14 protein-coding genes and 1 pseudogene are annotated in these 18,420 nt (G+C 64.4%); 6 read left to right on the forward strand and 9 right to left on the reverse strand.

Features of this window, described 5'->3' with window-relative positions:
* Nucleotides 1-2: 2 nt before the first annotated feature.
* Together IEG05_RS19350 and IEG05_RS19355 are read left to right on the forward strand one after the other, a co-directional pair.
* On the forward strand, nucleotides 3-341 hold the full coding sequence (locus IEG05_RS19350) for an NAD(P) transhydrogenase subunit alpha part 2 (protein ID WP_041110606.1): 339 nt from the start codon (nucleotides 3-5) through the stop codon (nucleotides 339-341).
* Entirely contained in the window at nucleotides 338-1,792 is a 1,455-nt protein-coding gene (locus IEG05_RS19355) for an NAD(P)(+) transhydrogenase (Re/Si-specific) subunit beta (protein ID WP_041110604.1), read from the forward strand. The genes IEG05_RS19350 and IEG05_RS19355 overlap by 4 nt, the downstream gene beginning before the upstream one ends.
* A gap of 313 nt (nucleotides 1,793-2,105) precedes the next feature.
* Here the strand turns inward: IEG05_RS19355 and peaD are convergent, their stop codons facing one another.
* From peaD to peaA, 4 genes are all read right to left on the reverse strand, one after another.
* Nucleotides 2,106-3,227: a quinohemoprotein amine dehydrogenase subunit beta gene (gene peaD / locus IEG05_RS19360; protein ID WP_191122559.1), complete on the reverse strand. Its 1,122-nt coding sequence runs from the start codon at nucleotides 3,225-3,227 to the stop codon at nucleotides 2,106-2,108.
* A 28-nt stretch (nucleotides 3,228-3,255) separates the two neighbouring features.
* Nucleotides 3,256-3,579 carry a quinohemoprotein amine dehydrogenase subunit gamma gene (qhpC, locus tag IEG05_RS19365; protein ID WP_041110600.1) on the reverse strand — a complete coding sequence of 108 codons (324 nt, stop codon included), beginning with the start codon at nucleotides 3,577-3,579 and terminating at the stop codon, nucleotides 3,256-3,258.
* A 1-nt stretch (nucleotide 3,580) separates the two neighbouring features.
* The gene (gene peaB / locus IEG05_RS19370) at nucleotides 3,581-5,011 is read right to left on the reverse strand and encodes a quinohemoprotein amine dehydrogenase maturation protein (RefSeq protein WP_041110598.1); all 1,431 of its coding nucleotides are present in this window, start codon (nucleotides 5,009-5,011) and stop codon (nucleotides 3,581-3,583) included.
* A gap of 72 nt (nucleotides 5,012-5,083) precedes the next feature.
* Entirely contained in the window at nucleotides 5,084-6,655 is a 1,572-nt protein-coding gene (gene peaA / locus IEG05_RS19375; protein WP_191122560.1) for a quinohemoprotein amine dehydrogenase subunit alpha, read from the reverse strand.
* A 380-nt stretch (nucleotides 6,656-7,035) separates the two neighbouring features.
* On the opposite strand from peaA, the gene IEG05_RS19380 reads away from it, so the two are divergent.
* The gene (locus tag IEG05_RS19380; RefSeq protein WP_041110592.1) at nucleotides 7,036-8,529 is read left to right on the forward strand and encodes an aldehyde dehydrogenase family protein; all 1,494 of its coding nucleotides are present in this window, start codon (nucleotides 7,036-7,038) and stop codon (nucleotides 8,527-8,529) included.
* Nucleotides 8,530-8,593: 64 nt separating this feature from the next.
* Nucleotides 8,594-9,934 carry an alginate export family protein gene (locus IEG05_RS19385; protein ID WP_052813574.1) on the forward strand — a complete coding sequence of 447 codons (1,341 nt, stop codon included), beginning with the start codon at nucleotides 8,594-8,596 and terminating at the stop codon, nucleotides 9,932-9,934.
* A 35-nt stretch (nucleotides 9,935-9,969) separates the two neighbouring features.
* On the opposite strand, the gene qhpG is transcribed toward IEG05_RS19385, so the two are convergent.
* The 4 genes from qhpG to IEG05_RS19405 are packed head-to-tail and all read right to left on the reverse strand — an operon-like array spanning nucleotide 9,970 to nucleotide 15,593.
* A complete protein-coding gene (gene qhpG, locus IEG05_RS19390) occupies nucleotides 9,970-11,274 on the reverse strand; it encodes a flavin-dependent monooxygenase QhpG (RefSeq protein WP_041110591.1) in 1,305 nt (434 codons plus the stop codon).
* Nucleotides 11,271-11,948: a subtilisin-like serine protease QhpE gene (gene qhpE, locus IEG05_RS19395; protein ID WP_041110589.1), complete on the reverse strand. Its 678-nt coding sequence runs from the start codon at nucleotides 11,946-11,948 to the stop codon at nucleotides 11,271-11,273. The genes qhpG and qhpE overlap by 4 nt, the downstream gene beginning before the upstream one ends.
* A complete protein-coding gene (locus tag IEG05_RS19400; protein WP_041110587.1) occupies nucleotides 11,945-13,672 on the reverse strand; it encodes an ABC transporter ATP-binding protein in 1,728 nt (575 codons plus the stop codon). Before IEG05_RS19400 ends, qhpE begins: the two co-directional genes overlap by 4 nt.
* Before the next feature lie 10 nt (nucleotides 13,673-13,682).
* On the reverse strand, nucleotides 13,683-15,593 hold the full coding sequence (locus IEG05_RS19405) for a sigma-54-dependent Fis family transcriptional regulator (protein WP_191122561.1): 1,911 nt from the start codon (nucleotides 15,591-15,593) through the stop codon (nucleotides 13,683-13,685).
* Nucleotides 15,594-16,115: 522 nt separating this feature from the next.
* Here IEG05_RS19405 and IEG05_RS19410 point away from each other — a divergent pair.
* Together IEG05_RS19410 and IEG05_RS23575 are read left to right on the forward strand one after the other, a co-directional pair.
* Complete coding sequence (locus IEG05_RS19410) at nucleotides 16,116-17,294, forward strand: acyl-CoA dehydrogenase (protein ID WP_041110584.1); 1,179 nt, start codon at nucleotides 16,116-16,118, stop codon at nucleotides 17,292-17,294.
* A gap of 183 nt (nucleotides 17,295-17,477) precedes the next feature.
* Nucleotides 17,478-17,696 (forward strand): hypothetical protein, encoded by a 219-nt coding sequence (locus IEG05_RS23575; RefSeq protein ID WP_041110583.1) that lies wholly within the window; start codon nucleotides 17,478-17,480, stop codon nucleotides 17,694-17,696.
* A 248-nt stretch (nucleotides 17,697-17,944) separates the two neighbouring features.
* Here IEG05_RS23575 and IEG05_RS19420 read toward each other — a convergent pair.
* Nucleotides 17,945-18,292 (reverse strand): annotated as a pseudogene (locus IEG05_RS19420) (transposase); the annotation flags it as partial.
* Nucleotides 18,293-18,420: the final 128 nt, after the last annotated feature.

Genomic DNA, 18,420 nt, shown 5'->3' on the forward strand with positions numbered 1-18,420 from the left:
TAATGGACCTGATTTCAGATGGCATCTACAACCTGATCATCTTCGTGCTGGCGATCTATGTCGGCTACCACGTGGTCTGGAACGTCACCCCTGCACTGCACACCCCGCTGATGGCGGTCACCAATGCGATTTCGGCGATCGTCACCGTCGGCGCCATGCTCGCCGCCGCGCTGACCGTGACGCCGATGGGCAAGCTGATGGGCACCCTCGCCGTGGCGCTGGCGGCGGTCAACGTGTTCGGCGGTTTCCTGGTCACCCGGCGCATGCTGGAAATGTTCAAGAAGAAGGAAAAGGCGCGCGCACCCGCTCCCGTCGGCGCCCGCGCGGAGGTCACGCCATGAGCATGAACGCCATCACCCTGCTCTATCTCATCGCCTCGGTGAGCTTCATCCAGGCGCTCAAGGGCCTGTCGCACCCCACCACCTCGCGCCGCGGCAACCTGTTCGGCATGCTCGGCATGGGCATCGCCGTGGTCACCACGGTGTTTCTGGTGTTCAAGCTCGGCGCGCAGATGGCCGAAGGCTCCAACGCGGCCGGCGGTATCGGGTTCATCCTGCTCGGCCTGCTGGTCGGTGGCAGCATCGGCACGCTGATGGCCAAGCGCGTGGAGATGACCAAGATGCCGGAGCTGGTCGCCTTCATGCACAGCATGATCGGCCTGGCGGCGGTGTTCATCGCCATCGCCGCGGTGCTCGAGCCGCAGTCGCTGGGAATCGTCCAGGCCATGGGCCAGCCGATTCCGACCGGCAACCGCCTGGAGCTGTTCCTTGGCGCGGCCATCGGCGCGATCACCTTCTCCGGTTCGGTGATCGCCTTCGGCAAGCTTTCGGGCAAGTACAAATTCCGCCTGTTTCAGGGTGCGCCGGTGAGCTTCCCCAACCAGCACAAGATCAATCTGGCCGTGGGTCTGGCGATCCTGTTGCTCGGGCTCGTCTACACCTTCACCGGCAGTTTCGCGGCCTTCATGCTGCTGCTGGTGCTGGCGTTCGTGATCGGTGTGCTGATCATCATCCCCATCGGTGGCGCCGACATGCCGGTGGTGGTGTCGATGCTCAACAGCTACTCGGGCTGGGCGGCGGCCGGTATCGGCTTTTCCCTGAACAACTCGATGCTGATCATCGCCGGTTCGCTAGTCGGCTCCTCCGGCGCAATCCTCTCCTACATCATGTGCAAGGCGATGAACCGCTCGTTCTTCAATGTCATCCTCGGCGGCTTCGGCGGCGCGAGCGATACGTCCGCACCGACCGGCAGCCAGGAGGCGCGGTCGGTGAAGTCCGGTTCGTCGGATGATGCGGCGTTCCTGCTTTCCAACGCCGACACCGTGATCATCGTCCCCGGCTACGGCCTCGCCGTGGCCCGCGCGCAGCATGCACTGATGGAGCTGGCCGAGAAGCTGACGCACATGGGCGTGACGGTGAAGTACGCGATCCACCCCGTCGCCGGCCGCATGCCCGGGCACATGAACGTGCTGCTGGCCGAAGCCGAGGTGCCTTACGAGCAGGTGTTCGAAATGGACGACATCAACTCCGAGTTCGCCCAGGCCGACGTGGTGCTGATTCTCGGCGCCAACGACGTGGTCAACCCGGCGGCGAAGAACGACCCGAAGTCGCCGATTGCCGGCATGCCGATCCTCGAGGCCTACAAGGCGAAAACCGTGATCGTCAACAAGCGCTCAATGGCCAGCGGCTATGCCGGCCTCGACAACGAGCTGTTCTACATGGACAAGACCATGATGGTCTTTGGTGATGCCAAGAAGGTCGTCGAGGATATGGCCAAGGCAATCGAGCATTGACCAGCTGTGCACCGAAAGCCCGTGAGCAGGCGGTTCGAATGGTGCTGGAGTAGCAAAGGAGCGCGGCCCGGAGCAGCAGTTCGCTCTGCTGGCCGGGCCACCTCCTGCCCTTCCGGACACGCCCAAGGCCCCTCACACAAGAGCAGAGCTCTGAACCCTGTGTGAGGCGCCTTAGCGGCGACAACGGTGTGGGATAACAGCCTGGCGAAACACCGAGCCGCATATTCGCCAGGCACTGCATGGCCTGAGGCGAATACGCACTACTCATCGAAACAGCAACCGGTCGCGCACCGCGCAATGCGCGGGGCTTTGATCAGCGTGTGAATATCTGCGTGGTGGCAATCGCCATGTCGCCGCCCGGCAGCTTGATCGTGCCGACCTGTTCCAGGCTGTCCGCGTCGAATACGGCCACATCGTTATAGGTGCCGCCCAGGTAGATCTTGCTGCCTGCCTTGTTGAAGGCAATGCAGTAGTAGGAGTGCTCCAGGGTGGCCGCCTTGAGCAACTTCTTCTCGCGGATATCGTACTTGGCCAGGCGATTGAGCACGCCGAACATCAGGTTGGGGTCCGTGGGCGAGCGCATGCCGGTGAAATAGATTTCGGTCAGCTCGCCGAAATCCATCGTTTCGCTTTTGCCGGTGACCAGATCCACGCTGAAGTAGCCATAGACATACTCGGCGCTGGCCATGTCCTGGCTTTCATCCTTGAACTTCGCAGCGGTGTAGAGCAGCGAGAAGTCGCGGCGATAAGTCTGCTGATTCCAGGCGTAGAGCACATCCGGCGGGCTGTAGAGCGGCCGCTGCCAGTTGCGGCTCGCCACCGCCACTTCATATTCGCCGGTGTTCACGTCCAACTTGTATATGTCAGCGCCCGCCATGTAGAGGCTGCCATCGTCGCCGGCCTGCATGATGGAAATCTGCCGCGGCACCTCGAAGGTGCGCAGCGGCTTGGCGTCCAGCCCGGCGTCGGTAGCGTAGACCTGCAAGCGCGGAGGCTGCACCACGTAGTGGTCGTTCATCAGCAGGGTCGGGTTGGCGACGCTGTAGATTTCCTTGCCGTCCGGACTGAGCGCGATGGAAAACAGCGCGCGCGCCTTCTCCCCCGAATGTTGCGCCAGACGGGCGTGGAACACCGTGCGGCAGCTGTCCAGATCGATACCGTAGAGGTCGCCATAACGGTTGCTGAGCACATAGGCAGTCTTGCGATCCGGGCCGATCTGGGTCGTACCGGGACCGTAGGCGTCCGGTATTACGCAGGTCTTGTAGACGCTGTCGCTCGCCAGATCGAGCACATGCAGGTTGTTCGGATAGTTGGTGGCGATCATGTACTCGTGGCCGGGCTTGAGCGCAGGCCCGATATCGCCAGTGGCCACTGCCGGGTTGGCCAGCAGCGCGCCGGCCAGAGCGGCAGTGCCGCCAAGGATGGATAGTTTCATCAGGATTCCCCTTTCTTGTTCTAGGCGCTCATTTGTCTTTCGGGAACACGGTGCCGAGGTTGCGCCAGTCTTCCTGCGAGTTCTGCGCCTGGCTGTTCCAGTCCGGGTAGGTGCTCATCATGTCGGGCACCTGGGCCGGCCACCAGCAGGGGTCGGCGCAGCCATAGAGGTCCGATTCCATGGGCTGGCACAGCGAGGCGACCCCGCCGAAGGCATCGATTTCCCAGCCCGGGTCCGTGGTGGCGGTGCATCCTGCGATAGCGCTCATCGCGACGACTTCCTCGACGCGATCCTCGGCAGCAGCCTGGTCGAGCAGTTGGGCTTTGTTGTTCAACGGCTTGAGATGCTTCATATCAGTGCGCCTTCCGCGGAGAGATGTAGCTGCTGATGAAAGCCGGATTGACGGCCATGATGCGGCTGTAGACTTCGATGCCGAAGTCCACCCAGTCGCGCATCAGCTCGCAGTAGTGGTAGGTCGGGTGAGCCGGATCGCCATAGCGGGCGTAGCTTTCGTGGTAGCAGCCGCCCGAGCACAGGTTGCGGATATGGCAGCTGTCGCAGCCGGTGTCGGTACGATCGAGGCGTTGCGAGAGAAAGTCGTTCAGCTCGGCCTGCTTCACGCCGCTCTGCACGTTGCCGAAGGTGGGCAGGCTCGAGCCGGTGAAACGGTGGCAGAGGTTCAGCTCACCCTTGTGGTCCACCGCCAGCATCTTCAGGCCGGCGCCGCAGGGCAGCGCTTTCTTGTGCCCTTCATGGATGTCGGTGATCAGCTGGTGCAGGTTGGAGAAACCGATGTTGCGATGCGCGAGCGCCGCCTCCAGGTAGCGCCGGCCGAGCGCCTTCATGTTGGCGAAAACCTCGATCAGCTCCTCGCTACTGAGGTTGAAACCACTGATGTCTCCCGAGGTGACGGGCGCGAAGCCCACTTCGGCGAAGCCGAGCTCGTTGAACAGGTGGTTCCAGATGGTCTCGACATCGGTCACGCCGCGGGTCAGGGTGACGCGCGCGCCGACCGGCCGGCTGCGATAGCGCGACAGCAGCATGTCCGCCTTACGGCGGACGACGTCGTAGGTGCCCTGCCCGCCCACGGTGATGCGGTTGCGGTCATGCACCGTCTTCGGCCCGTCGATGCTGACCGAGAGGCCGAAACGGTGAGCGTCGAGATAATCGACGATCTCCTCGGTAAGCAGCGTGGCATTGGTGGTCATGACGAACTCCACCTGCTTGCCCGCCGCACTGAAACGCCGCTCGCAGTAATCCACCATGTGTTCGATCAGCGGCCGGTTGGACAGCGGCTCGCCACCGAAGAACACCACGGTGAAGCGCGTCTCGTCGGGTGACTCGCGCAGCAGCATCTCGACGGACGCCTCGGCGGTGTCGGTGGACATCTTCTTGCCCGCCGAAGGCTTGTCCAGGTCTTCCTTGTAGCAATAGGTGCAGCTGAGGTTGCAGCCGGTATTGACGTTGAGTACCACGGTGTTGATCGCGGTGCGCTCGACCCGCCGGACGCCGATCTCCGGCGTCAGCGCGGAACCGTCACTGACGACTTCGAGGGCCATCAGCTCGCGCAGGGTCTCGTTGATTTCCTCGCCGCTGAAGCGACCCTGCAAGCGCTGTGGCAGTTCGTCGGAAGTACAGCCTCGCTCGCGCAGCGTATCGATGATGCCGCCGGTCAACTCGTCGGTGGCGAACAGCGAGCTGCTGGGTATGTGGAACAGCAGTCGCTCGGCGTCGACACGCACCTCATGCAGGTTGCGTTCGACCAGATTCAAGATGGCGCCCATGGTGATCTCCCGGAATTCTTCCCAATCACGTTTCGAAACCGCACGGCCACTGGCCGTCCGGGCCGCCTCACATCAAGGCAGCGGTGGGTTGTTCCAGCGTTGTACCGTGACGATCAGTTGCCCCTCGCCCTTGAGCGTCTGGTCGCCCTGCTCCATTTCAGCGATCACCTTGAGATTGCCGGCGTTGTTGGTGGACATCCGGCGGGCAGGGTTGGGGCCGGCGTCGCCGGGCACGAACACGCCATCGTCCTGCATCACGCCTGCGTACTTGACGTCTTCGTCCTCGGCGGCACGCTCGTCGAAGGGCGCCACCGACCATTTCGCGGGCAGAAAGCCGATGCGATAGGGCTTGCCATCGGCGCCCAGGCCCCAGGCCTCGGCCTCGAAGCGGCCTTGCACCTTGGGCGTCGAAGCACCGTTGTCGCCCACCCGGGCCACGGAGAACGCCGGCACCACCTTGATCTCGCTGATGCTGTCGTAGACGGCCAGTTGCGCGCCGTTCAGCTTGCCGAGCCGCACGTCGCGTAGCCCTGCCACGGCATCCGGCGCCGCCCTGACTCTGAGACGGGTCTGTTGCGGGTCCTGCGCCAGCACTTCGAGCACCTCGATGCCGGCCCCCAGATCCGGCGCACCGCTCAGGCCGCTGCCGACCAGGGTCAGTTCGGCCTCGCTGCCGGCCTTGATGTGCCCCGGTTGCACCGAGAGCAGCTGGGCGTTGCCCTGTTGCGCCGCAACGAAATCGAGCCCGCGCTCGTCGTGCTCGGCTTCGAACATGCGGCCACTCATCTGGCCATCACGCGCGCTCAATACCTGGCGCATCGGGGTATCGCCGACCTGCACCTGTGCGCGCCATTCATAGCCGTTGTAGAGGACCGCCGAGCCGCTGCCCTTGAACGGGCTGCCATCGGCATACTGGCCATCGATGCTCAGCTGGAAAGTATCGCCAGGCTCGACACTGACGCTCATCACACCGCGCACATCGCCCTTGGCCAGCATGTTGCCGCTGAAGCTCCACTGCCCCGCCAGTGTCTCGGCAGCGGGCCGTTGCTTCTGCCAGGCGCTCCAGTCGGCACTGGCCAACGGGAAGCGCTCGCTCAGCTGCGGCACCACCTCTTCTAGGGCGATGTTCAACCAGTCGCGGTCGCGCGACAGGGCCTGGTATTCCAGCGACGGCCACTGGCCGAGGTGGAAATGCACTAGGTGCTCCCACTCCTTGGCCGGGCGCCGCTGCAGCGCGACCCGAGCGCCGGAGTGACACCGTGCGCACATCTGGTTCAACGGTTCGTCGAACTGCTCCATGGTGTTCAGGCGGCGTTCCATGGCGTAGCGCACCCCTTCGGTCTCGCTCGGCGCGAGGCCCTGCTTGTCGGCCAGGTACTTGACCAGGGTGCGACGCTCGTCATCGCTGATCTCGAGCCCATGCATGATCTGCATGCGCGCAATGCTCATCAGCCAGCCTTCGGGCGTCTTGCGCTGCTGGCTGATGCGGCTCAGCGCACCCTCTCCCTGTGGCGTGTGGCATTGCGCGCACTTGGCGGCAAGGATCGTTTCAGCCTCCTCCGCGGCCTGAGCTTGCGCAAACAGCGTGGTGGCGGCGACCAGCGTCAAGGTCCCTGCGTGGTGCCGGAGTCGAGTCGTCTTCAAGATCAAACCTCCTGGATATTGTTCTTCTGGCGTGCACCTTGGTGCGACTGTCACGGCAAATACACAATGCGTGCCAGCAGTGACAAAGGCTGTTCAGACAAGGACTTAGAGCAAGTAATCGACCGTTTCGCTGTTTCGGAGGCGAGCCTCGGCGTTTTATTTCGCGACAAACTGTTCCAGCTTGAGACAGTTTGTCGCATGCCGCCTCGTGTCTGTCATCAGGGCGTCTCAGCCCGTCTCAAAGTGCAACAGGCCGAACCGCCAAGACCGTTTCCCCCAAAAATAAAATGCTTTTGAATCAATGACCTGTATCAGGTCTATGGATTGGCATGGCAGTTGCGAAAAGGGTCAACACCCTTCAAGAACAAGAGGTTTCACCCATGCATGCCGACCTGCCGATCCTCCCGCAAACCCGCAGCTTCCTGACCCGCCAGCAGAAGATGCTGATCGGCGGCCAGTGGCTGGACGCTGCCAGCGGCCAAACCATGAGCTTCCGAAACCCCGCTACCGGTGAGGTACTGGGCGAGGTGCCCTCCGCTTCGGCCGAGGATGTCGACCGTGCCGTGCGTGCTGCCCGCCAGGCCTTCGACGACTCGACCTGGAGCCGGATGCGTCCGCGCGAGCGGCAGAACCTGTTGTGGCGCCTCGCCGATCTGATGGAGCGCGATGCGCAGCAGCTGGCGGAACTGGAATGCCTGAACAACGGCAAGAGCGCCGCCGTCGCGCAGGTCATGGATGTGCAGTTGGCCATCGATTCGCTGCGCTACATGGCCGGCTGGGCCACCAAGATCGAGGGAGCCAGCGTCGACGTCTCGCTGCCGCTGATGCCTAACGACCAGTTCCACGGCTACATCCGCCGCGAGCCGATCGGCGTGGTCGGTGCCATCGTCGCCTGGAATTTCCCGCTGCTGCTGGCCTGCTGGAAGCTCGGCCCCGCCCTTGCCACCGGTTGCGCACTGGTTCTCAAGCCGGCCGACGAGACGCCGCTGACGGCACTCAAGCTCGCCGAACTGGTCATGGAAGCCGGCTACCCCGACGGCGTGTTCAACGTAGTCACCGGCACCGGACTGAACGCAGGTGCGGCGCTGACTCGCCACCCCGGCGTGAACAAGCTGACCTTCACCGGCTCCACCGAGGTCGGCAAGCAGATCGGCAAGGCGGCCATGGACAACATGACCCGGGTGACGCTGGAGCTTGGCGGCAAGTCGCCGACCATCGTCATGGGCGACGCGGATCTGCAGCAGGCCGCCGCCGGTGCCGCCAGCGCGATCTTCTTCAACCAGGGCCAGGTCTGCTGCGCCGGCTCGCGCCTGTATGTGCAGCGCAAGCACTTCGACAATGTGATCGCCGACATTGCCGGTATCGCCAATGGCATGAAGCTGGGCAACGGGCTGGACCCGAGCGTGGCGATGGGCCCGCTGATTTCCGCCCGCCAGCAGGAGCGCGTGTCCAGCTACATCGAGATGGGTCGCGAGCTGGGCGCCACCATCGCCTGTGGCGGCGAGTCGTTCGGGCCAGGCTACTTCGTCAAGCCGACCGTGATCGTCGATGTCGACCAGCAGCATCGCCTGGTGCAGGAGGAAATCTTCGGCCCGGTGCTGGTAGCCATTCCCTTCGACGACATCGACGAGGCCGTGAGCCTGGCCAACGATAATCCCTACGGCCTCGGGGCGAGCATCTGGTCCAACGACCTCGGCGCCGTGCACCGCATGATCCCGCGCATCCGCTCAGGCTCGGTGTGGGTCAACTGCCACAGCGCGCTCGATCCGGCCCTGCCGTTCGGTGGCTACAAGCTCTCCGGCGTCGGCCGCGAGATGGGCGCGGCAGCGATCGACCATTACACCGAACTCAAGTCGGTCCTGATCAAGCTCTGATCGCACGGGCGAGTGCGGCCGCCGCCGCCTCGCCCACCGCTTACAAGAAAAACAAGGAAAGGCTATGAAACCGACCATTCGTGAACGACTGCGCCTGCCCGTAACCCTGGCGCTGGTCATCGGCTGCGCCCTGGAAGGCGCGCCATTGCAGGCATATGAACTGTACAACCAGGACGGCAGCGTCCTGAATGCGGACGTCGAAGCGCTGTTCGCAGCGATGCGCAGCAGCGAGAGCTACGACCTGGTGGGCAACCGGGACAAGGGAGATTCCAGTTGGCGCGAGGGCTACGTCAAGTACGGCCTGAGCGGCAGCCAGGCCCTGCCAGCCGGCACCTTTTATGGCGCCTTCAACCTGCTCAGCTCGGCCAGTTGGGGTGACGGCGATGCCGCCGGCCTGAGCGATGGCAGCGAACGGCGCACTGCAGTCGAAGATTCCTACCTTGGCTGGCGCTCGGGCAGCTCGCTGGCGTGGCTTGGCGAAGACGGCCTGGATATCTCCGCCGGGCGCCAGGTGGTCACCCTGGGTGACGGCTTTCTGATCCAGGGCGACCCGGTGAACTTCGGCAACGTGGATCTGGGCGCTGACTTCAATCGCGGCGGCGCCTACTACCTTGCCGCACGCAAGGCCTACGACAAGACCGCGGTGCTGCGCCTGGGCGGCGTGCAGGGCTGGCGTGGCGATCTGATGTGGCTGAAATCGGACAACCCCGCCCAAGCGGAAGCCGAACTGGCGGTGCTCAACCTGGAGCATGTCGCCGAAGCCGGCACGCTGGGCGTCAGCTGGATTCGCGGCCTGGATGTCGAGCAGCGTTACGCCGAGATCCTCGGCCTTGAGCAGCGCGACGGCATGGATACGCTGAGCCTGCGTGGCCGTGGCAACCTCGGTGTGGAGAACCTGCAGCTGGCTGCCGAATACGTCACCCAGGACAAGTCCGAAGGCCGCGAAAACGCCTGGTATCTGGAAGGCAGCTGGTCCTTCGCCGAGGTTCCCTGGACACCTACCGCGACCTACCGCTACAGCCGCTTCTCGGAGGCCTTCGATCCCCTGTTCTATGGCATGAGCCGTGGCTACGGCACCTGGTTCCAGGGCGAGGTCGCGGCGAACTACGCAGGCCCCTTCAACAGCAACAGCCGGGTCCACCACGTCGGGCTGAAAGTCGCGCCGCGCGAAAACCTCACGCTCGGCGCGCTGTACTTCGATTTTGACCCGTTGGACAAGGCTCGCGGCAATCTGGGCGGGCGCGAGCTGGACCTGTACGCAGAGTGGATGCTCAACGACAACCTCTTCGTCAGCCCCTTGCTCGGCTTCTACAAGCCGGACCGCAGCAGCGAGCGAGGCGGCTTGCAGGTCGGCACCGACAACACCAGCACCTACCTGCAGCTGGTGGTCGGCAGTTTCTTCTGAAACGTGCGTAACGGCGCGTAGCGGTGGCGACCGCCCTACGCTGCCGGTCTGAAATGAGCGGCGAGCCAGGCATGCAGCATGGCTCGCCGCTCCACCGGAATGCGGCTCAGCACCCCGGCCATACCCTCTCCCGCCTGCAGCGCGCGCACCAGCGGTGCCAGCTCGACGCCCTGTAGATGCCAGATGCCCAGCGGCTGGTCGTCGGTGATCACCACATCGACTTCCTCGATCCGGTCGCCGTTCAGCACCGGCGACCGCTCGACCTGCACGCTACCCCTGCCGGTCGGGACGTGTACCGGCTCGGCATCCGGCCAGCCGCTGCGCGCCTGCCAGAAGGGTTCAGCCGCCCAGCGTCGCTCCATCGCATAGAAATCACGGCCAATGCGGGCGAAACGCAGGAACAGCTGCCGCACCCGCTGCCGATGGAAGCGGCGCGCCAGTTCTGCCTGAGCGGGATATCTCAGCAGCGTATTGATCACTGCCGGCGCCTGCAGCGCGGACGACAGTGACTGGAAGATGCCGTTGCCGGACAGCGGGTCTACCGCCATCGCCGCATCCCCCACCCGCAGCCAATTGGCGCCACAGACCTCGTCGGCCAGGATCGCCGTGCTGCTACGTGCATGGAGGGCAGCTGGCTGCACGGCCGTCTCGCTGAACAGCTTGTGCACCAGTATCGATTCGCTGCGGCGCTGCGCGCACCAGCCCGGCAACTTAGGCTTGCCCGGCAAGCATGCGGCCGAGGCATCGATAGTGATCTGCCAGTAACAGCGTCCGTCAGCCAGGCGCGCCATCCAGGCCCAGCCGTCGGCCAGGCTTTCCACGGCCGAAGCGGGCCGCCCCGGCGCCTCCTGCCATTGATTGAGCAGACTGAGCGTTTCCGGACCACGCTGTCGCTTGCCAGCCAGCGGCGCCTGTCGGCCGCGTGCCTCGACCAGAAAATCCGCGCACAGCGTCTCGCCCGATTCCAGCCGCACCGTCGCGCCGTCGACGGTTTCGACATCGTGCACGCGCGCCGCGATCAGCTCGATGCCCGCGGCGTGCAGATCCTCGCGAAGAGCGGCATCGAAGGTGGCGCGGTCGAGCAGGAATTCCTGATTGACGCGCTGCTCGTCGCCATTCCAGTGAACCCTGCGTGGTGAAGCCAGATTGGCGCAGGCCAGCGCACGTGTGAGGCCGGCCTGGCGCAGGCCATTGAGTACCCGCTGCGACACGCCTTCCAGCGCTTCGAAGCGGCGCCACTCGCTGATGACGCAGACCGGATAGCCCAGCCGCCGCAAGCCCAGGGCCGCAGCAGCGCCGGCAGGCCCCGCGCCGAGAACCAGAATGCGCGGCGCGCTCATGCCTTGCGCCCAAGCCGTTCAGGGCCGATGAAGGACGCATTGCGGCGAAGATGCTCCAGCACCGCCTCACGCCCCGCGCCGGGATGCTCATGCAGGAAGGCCGTGACCTGCCCGCTGAGCGCCGCACAGGCCAGGCTGGCGCCAGCCGTGCCGTTCAGCGCATGCGGCGCTGCGCCGAAATCGGCCTGGGCGCTGTCCAGCCAGGACCATTGCCCAAGCGAACAGCGTGCATCTCCGGTGACGCGCACCACCTGCGGATAGCTGGCCGGGAACACCGGCTCACCCCTGGCCGGGCTCGAGGCGCACAGCAAGATGCCGGCTTCGGCCGCGGCAGCACAGGCAAGGCGCAATGAGGATCGGTCCTGGCGTAACCCCAGACTGAGGTTGATCAGCGACACCTGCTGCTCGACAAGCCAGTAGATGGCGGCGGCCACCTGCAGCGCACTGGTCTGTCCACGGGCGCCGAACACTTGAGCGAGGCAAAGCGTTACCGGCACTGCGGGTTGCAACAGGCGATCCACAACGGCCGCTCCGTGACCGAGGCTGTCGGGCGCAAGTGGTCCCTCGCATAGCAGCTCATCTTCCAGCCAGAAGCGTCGCGCCGCGTGAACGAACGAGGCCTGGGCGGGAGCGTGACCGCTGTCCACCACGCCGATGCGTAACGTGCCATTCATGGATTCACCGCCTCACCGGCCAGCGGACGCAGCAGCCCGTCTGCGAGGTGCACATGTATATCGGCCTGCGCCAATGTCGAGGCGCGGTGGCTGATCAGGATGCGGGTACGACCGGCGAACAGCTCGTCGATGGCGGCGATCACTTCTCGCTCAGTAGCCTCGTCCACCGCCGAGGTGGCTTCGTCGAGCACCAGGATCAGCGGGTCCTGCAGCAGCGCGCGGGCGATGGCGATGCGCTGCTTCTGCCCACCGGAGAGCTGCTGCCCACGCTCGCCGAGCTGGCTGTCCAGTCCATGCGGCAGGCTGGCAACCAGGTCGTCCAGGCGAGCCAGGCGCACCACCTGCTCGATGGCCTCGCGATCGGCCTGCGGCGCTGCGTACGCCAGGTTGTAGGCGAGGCTGCCGCGAAACAGGATGATGTCCTGGCTCACCACGGCGATACGCCGACGCAGTTCGGCCAACGCCAACGCCTTGAGGTCACAGCCGTCCAGCAGAATACGGCCTTGGTCTGGATCGTAGAAACGTTGCAGCAGATCGATCAGCGTTGACTTGCCAACCCCGGAGGCACCGCTGATAGCGACCTTCAGCCCGCCCGGGATGCGCATGTCGATGCCCCGCAGCACCGCCTCGGCGCGCTGCTCATGGCTGAACCAGACATTGTCGAAGCGGAGCTCACCGCATCCCTCCGGCACCGCCTGTGGCTGCGCCGCCTCGACAACCTGCGCCGGCTCGCGCTTGAGCTCCATCACTCGCCCCAGGCTGACGGTCATCCGCTGCATGGCGACGTACAGGCCCAGCAGGCTCTGCACCGGACCGACCGCCATGCCGAGGTAAGTCGAGAAGGCGATCAGCGCGCCCAGCTGCCAGGTGCCCTGCACTACCCAATAGCCACCGATGATGAAGGCGCATGCGCGAGACAGCGAGGTCAGGGTGCCCGGCACCGCGTGAGTGAAGAACTCGGTCACCTGCAGCCTGAGCAGTTGCTGCATGTAGCCCTGCCCCAGGCCCTGCAACCGCTGCGCCTCCCGCTGCTGCTGACCTGCCGCCTGGATGAACTTCATCGACGGCAGTGTTTCCACCAGGAACGACGACAGATCCGCCGAGCGCTCGCGCAGCCCGCGTGCGTCGCGCTCGACCTTCTTGCGCATCCATCGCAGCCAGAGCACTTCGATGGGAATCAGCAGCGTCATGATCAACGACAGCTGCCAGGACAGCGCCAGCATCAGCGCAATGGCACCGATGAGGCCGATGACTGCGGATACCGCAGCAAACAGCGAATCCACCGCGAAACGCTGGATCTCGGCGACATCGCCGTCCAGCCGCGAAAGCAGATCGCCGATCCGTCTGCGCCCGTAGAAGCCTGGCGAGAGTCTCTGCAGGTGGCCGTAAAGATCGTCGCGTAGCGCAAAGAGAATCCGCCCGGACAGCTGCGTATGCAGGTAGCGGTTGATGCCGCCGAGCAGCGTACTGAAGATCCCGGCGGCAATCATGGCCAGCGCCACCTGCACCAGCACGGGGAAGTCTTTCGCCAGCAGGCCGTCATCGATCAGCATCTTGGTCAGCCAGGGCTGCGCTAGGACGAGTATCGACGCACAGAGCGAAAGCCCGAGCAGCAACGCCACGGCACGCAGGTGTGGCCGCACGAAGCTGAACAGCCACTCCAGCGCCTGGTGCAGTAAAGGACGGTCGACAGTGTCGACCAGGCGGGCGAGCAGACCGATCATTGCGTGCGCGTCAGCTACGCAGCTGCTTGAGCTTGCGATAGAGCGTGGCGCGGCTGATGCCGAGCGCATCGGCGGCGGCCGACACATTGCCCTGATGCCGTTCCAGCGCACCGCGGATCAGCTCCAGCTCGCTTTCACGGATGCTGCCGGGCTGGCGGCAACTGGCAGTAAGCTCGTCCAGCAGGCTGTCGGTCAGATGGTCAAGACCGAGCACCGTCTCGCCCGGTTCACGCATCGCCAGCGCCGAGCGCAGCACCATTTCCAACTGGCGGATGTTGCCGGGCCAGTCATAACCGGCAAGCAGCTCGGCAAGGTCCGTGTCCAGCGTCACCTGACCGGCGCCGAGTTTCTCCAGAACCTGGGTGATCATTCCGGCCAGTTCGCCTCGTTCGCGCAAGGCGGGCAAGCGCAAGCTGACGCCATTGACGCGATAGTAGAGGTCCTCGCGGAACACCTTCTCCTGCACCAGCCGCTTGAGGTCGCGGTGCGTGGCACAGATGACCGCGATATCGATGTCCTGCTCCTCGCCCGCCCCCAATGGCGCGACCTTGCGCTCTTGCAGAACCCGCAGCAGGCGAGCCTGGAGGGTGAGTGGCATGTCGCCGATTTCGTCGAGAAACAGCGTGCCGCCGTGCGCCTGCATCAGGCGCCCGATCATCCCGCCCTTGCGTGACCCGGTAAATGCGCCCTCGCGGTAGCCGAACAGCTCCGATTCGATCAGCCCCTCGGGAATGGCGGCACAGTTGACCGCCACGAAGGGTTTCTCGGCACGCGCACTGGCCTGGTGCAGCGCACGCGCAACCACCTCCTTGCCGGTGCCGGTCTCGCCCAGCAACAGCACCGGTAGATCTCCGGCCAGCCCCCTGCTCGCCATGCGCAAGGCACGGGCAAAGCGACTGTCACCGGCGGCCAGATCTTCGAGCAGCAGCGCGGGCTTGGCTTGCCCGCTTCGTGCTGGCTGTACCGGCAGCCTTGCCAGGCTGGAACAGCGCGGGACCTGCAACGCACGGAAGAAGAACTCACCCTTGGCAGTCTGCACACTGCCGACGCCGCCCTGGATCAGGCGCGCGATGAGCTGCGGCGCGCGGCTGCCGAGCAGATCCGCGCTCTGCCTGCCGACCAGCGCCTCGCGGCTGAGCTGAAGCAGTTCACACGCTTGCCGGTTGGCTGCCAGGACCTCGCCGTCCAGGCTCAAGGCCAGCAGGCCGTGCCAGGCGGAACCCAGGTACTGGGGACGAGCATGGAAGGCCAGCACCAGATGCTCTGGGTAGTAGCTACCGAATAGCCGGCTCTCGATGTTGCCGGCGGCCAGGATCAGGGTCGACATGTTGTCCTGCGGCTGGCTCATCGCGCCGTCGCGGGTAAGATCCAGCACACCGATCACGCGCCCCTCCGGGTCCGTGATCGGCACCGATGTGCAGGAGAAGCGACTCAGCCGGTCGAGGTAGTGTTCGCCACAATTGATGACCGTAGGGCGAGCTTCAAGCACCGCGACGCCCAACGCGTTGGTGCCACGCTGTGATTCGCTCCAGCAGCTTCCCAGCCGAAGGTCCTGCAGACCGAAATCCTTGAGCAGGTGCGTCTGCCCCTCTAGCGCAATGATGTTGGCTTGCGCGTCCCCGAGGATCACCAGACCGGCCTTGCCCTGTTGGCTGGCCAGGTATTCAAGTTCAGGGGTAGCGGCATCCAGCAACGGGCGGTTGCTATCCAGAAGGAGCTGAAGATCGCTCTGCTGTTGCAAACACGGAGCCTCGCGCGCGAAGCAATCGAGGCCGTGCTCTAGGCTGCGTCGCCAGGAGGCATGGATCTCATCACGCAACACGCCTTTGGGCAGATCGCCTTGGTGTAGCAATGTGAGACGCGCCTGTCTCGCTTCTGATAACGGATCGGCAGCTGTTGTTATTTGAAATTGCTGGGCCATTTTCGCTCCGTTTGAATCCCGTGCTTAACCGCCAGACCCTGGCGGTGACACCAATGACCATGCCCCTGGCCTTCTTGCTTGTCCAGCCTCGCAAGCAAGGCAAACGACCGGTCTCGATTCATCAAAGCAAGATGCGCGCCGGGCTGCCAGAGTGCGCGGATTGTTGTAATCGGGCCGTATGCAGCACTCAGGTGTAGCTGTCATGCCGCGCCGAAGGCGGTGGATTGCGAACTCTCTCGCTTTTGCACATCCACGATACTGACAGGCCCGCCGCAAGCTGGAGACCCGGTGGCAGCCGACGCGGTGATCACCAGCGCTTGCGTGCATCCCGATGCGGATCCTCTTCAATCCCCGTGACGCTGATGAAGATCATCGAGGTTGTGCCCCGGCTTCATCGCCCAGCGAATGCTGGCAGTATTGGTCAATCTGTATTGCGAAAAGCCCAGCGCCGCATTGCCCAACAGCGGTAGTGGATCGCTATCGCCGGCCACATCGAGCCCCAAACACCTCGGAGCACTCCCTATGAGCAAAGCAAGTTTCAACTGGATCGACCCGCTGCTGCTGGACCAGCAACTCACCGAAGAGGAGCGCATGGTCCGCGATACCGCCGCGCAGTACTGCGAAGCCAAGCTGGCGACGCGGGTACTGGAAGCCTTCCGCCACGAGCAGACCGACCCTGCGATCTTTCGCGAGATGGGCGAGCTGGGCCTGCTCGGCGCGACCATTCCCGAAGCTTACGGCGGCAGCGGCCTCAACTACGTCTGCTACGGCCTGATCGCCCGTGAAGTGGAGCGCGTCGACTCCGGCTACCGCTCGATGATGAGCGTGCAGTCATCCCTCGTGATGGTGCCGATCAACGAATTCGGCCACGAAGCGACCAAACAGAAATATCTGCCCAAGCTGGCCAGTGGCGAGTGGATCGGCTGCTTCGGCCTGACCGAGCCGAACTCGGGCTCCGATCCGGCCTCAATGGCGACGCGGGCGAAGAAGGTCGACGGCGGCTACCGCCTGACCGGCAGCAAGATGTGGATCACCAATAGCCCGATCGCCGATGTCTTCGTGGTCTGGGCCAAGGACGACGAGGGCCAGATTCGCGGCTTCGTGCTGGAAAAGGGCTGGCAGGGCCTGTCCGCCCCGGCGATCCACGGCAAGGTCGGTCTGCGCGCGTCGATCACCGGCGAAATCGTCATGGACAACGTGTTCTGCCCGGAAGAAAACGCCTTCCCGGACGTGCGCGGCCTGAAAGGCCCGTTCACCTGCCTGAACTCCGCCCGCTACGGCATCGCCTGGGGCGCGCTGGGCGCCGCCGAGTTCTGCTGGCACACCGCGCGCCAGTACACCCTGGACCGCCAGCAGTTCGGTCGCCCGCTGGCCGCCAACCAGCTGATCCAGAAGAAGCTCGCCGACATGCAGACCGAGATCACCCTGGCGCTGCAAGGCTGCCTGCGCCTCGGCCGGATGAAGGACGAAGGCACCGCGGCAGTGGAGATCACCTCCATGATGAAGCGCAACAGCTGCGGCAAGGCGCTGGATGTGGCCCGTCTGGCACGCGACATGCTCGGCGGCAACGGCATCAGCGACGAGTTCGGCGTGGCGCGTCACCTGGTCAACCTGGAAGTGGTGAATACCTATGAAGGCACCCACGACATCCATGCGCTGATCCTCGGCCGCGCCCAGACCGGCCTGCAGGCGTTCTGCTGATCGGCAGGCGGGACGCTCCAAGCTTCCCGCCATCGACCTGCCTGCCGGAGCATCAGTCCAGGCGACCTTCCGGCCTGGGCTGATCGACCCAGCAGCACTTCTCTTTTCCACGACATGGCAGGGGCGCGTTCGCCGCCCCGGGCCTCGTCACGCCTGCTTACCGACTTGCAGTAGAGGTTCGCCATGCATTCCCTGATCGATTACTCCACCACCGACCCACTGGCGCTGATCGGCCTGGGCCGTGCGCTGGCCACGCACTGCGCCGGGGGCACCCAGCGTCTGCCCCGCCTGCTCAGTGCCGAAACAGCGCTGGAGATGATCATCAGGGGCCAGCCGATCGGCGGCGAGCGCGCCCTTGAACTGGGGCTGGTGGACCGCCTGGCGGCCTCGACGTTTCACTGAACCCAAGCTTTCCGCGGCGGGCCTTGTTACGCCGAATGCCCGGCTCTCGATGTAAACTTGCCCGCCATGTCACTGGATGCATGTCCGTGCGGAAGCTCGCCGCTCCGTCAGCACCTTTGTGCAGCCCGAACGCAGCCATAGCGGTACATCCTGTCAGTTGCTGGCACATGCGTTACGAGAGTGGGGTGAGAGTGGGGTAGATCGTTCCCACCTGACTTCCGAAAACCCCGGCAGCCCTGAAAAAAGGTTCATCGCGCTTTCCCGGGGAAGGCGGCCTTGATTTTCAGAAAGAAGTATTCCGAGTCCCGAAATCCATAGGCCATGCGCTTGATCACCTTGATGCGGTTGTTAACACCCTCAAGGACGCTGGTATGCATGTGGAAGTGAGCACTGGCAAGGATGCCTCGGGCGTATTTGCGCAGGTTGCGAGCGAAGCGTTGCAGCGGCGCGAGGCCGCTCTCGCGAGCATGCCGCAGCCAGGTTCGCCAGCGCCGCCAGCCCTCTCGTACGCTGGGGGCGTACCAGACGTCCTTCAGCGCATCCTTGAGTACATAGACCGTAGCCAGCGGCTGGTTCGCCGCGAGCAGTTCCTGTAACGTAAGCGTTCATTCCAAGACATCCTGCCATCCCGCTGACTTCCGCCCTAGAGTGACCTCGCATTCAACAACGCGAGGTTATTTCCATGAGAAAACACCGCACCGCAGAACAGTGGCAAGTCCTAATC

The sequence above is a fragment of the Stutzerimonas kunmingensis genome, assembly GCF_014764705.1.
Classification (GTDB): Bacteria; Pseudomonadota; Gammaproteobacteria; order Pseudomonadales; family Pseudomonadaceae; genus Stutzerimonas.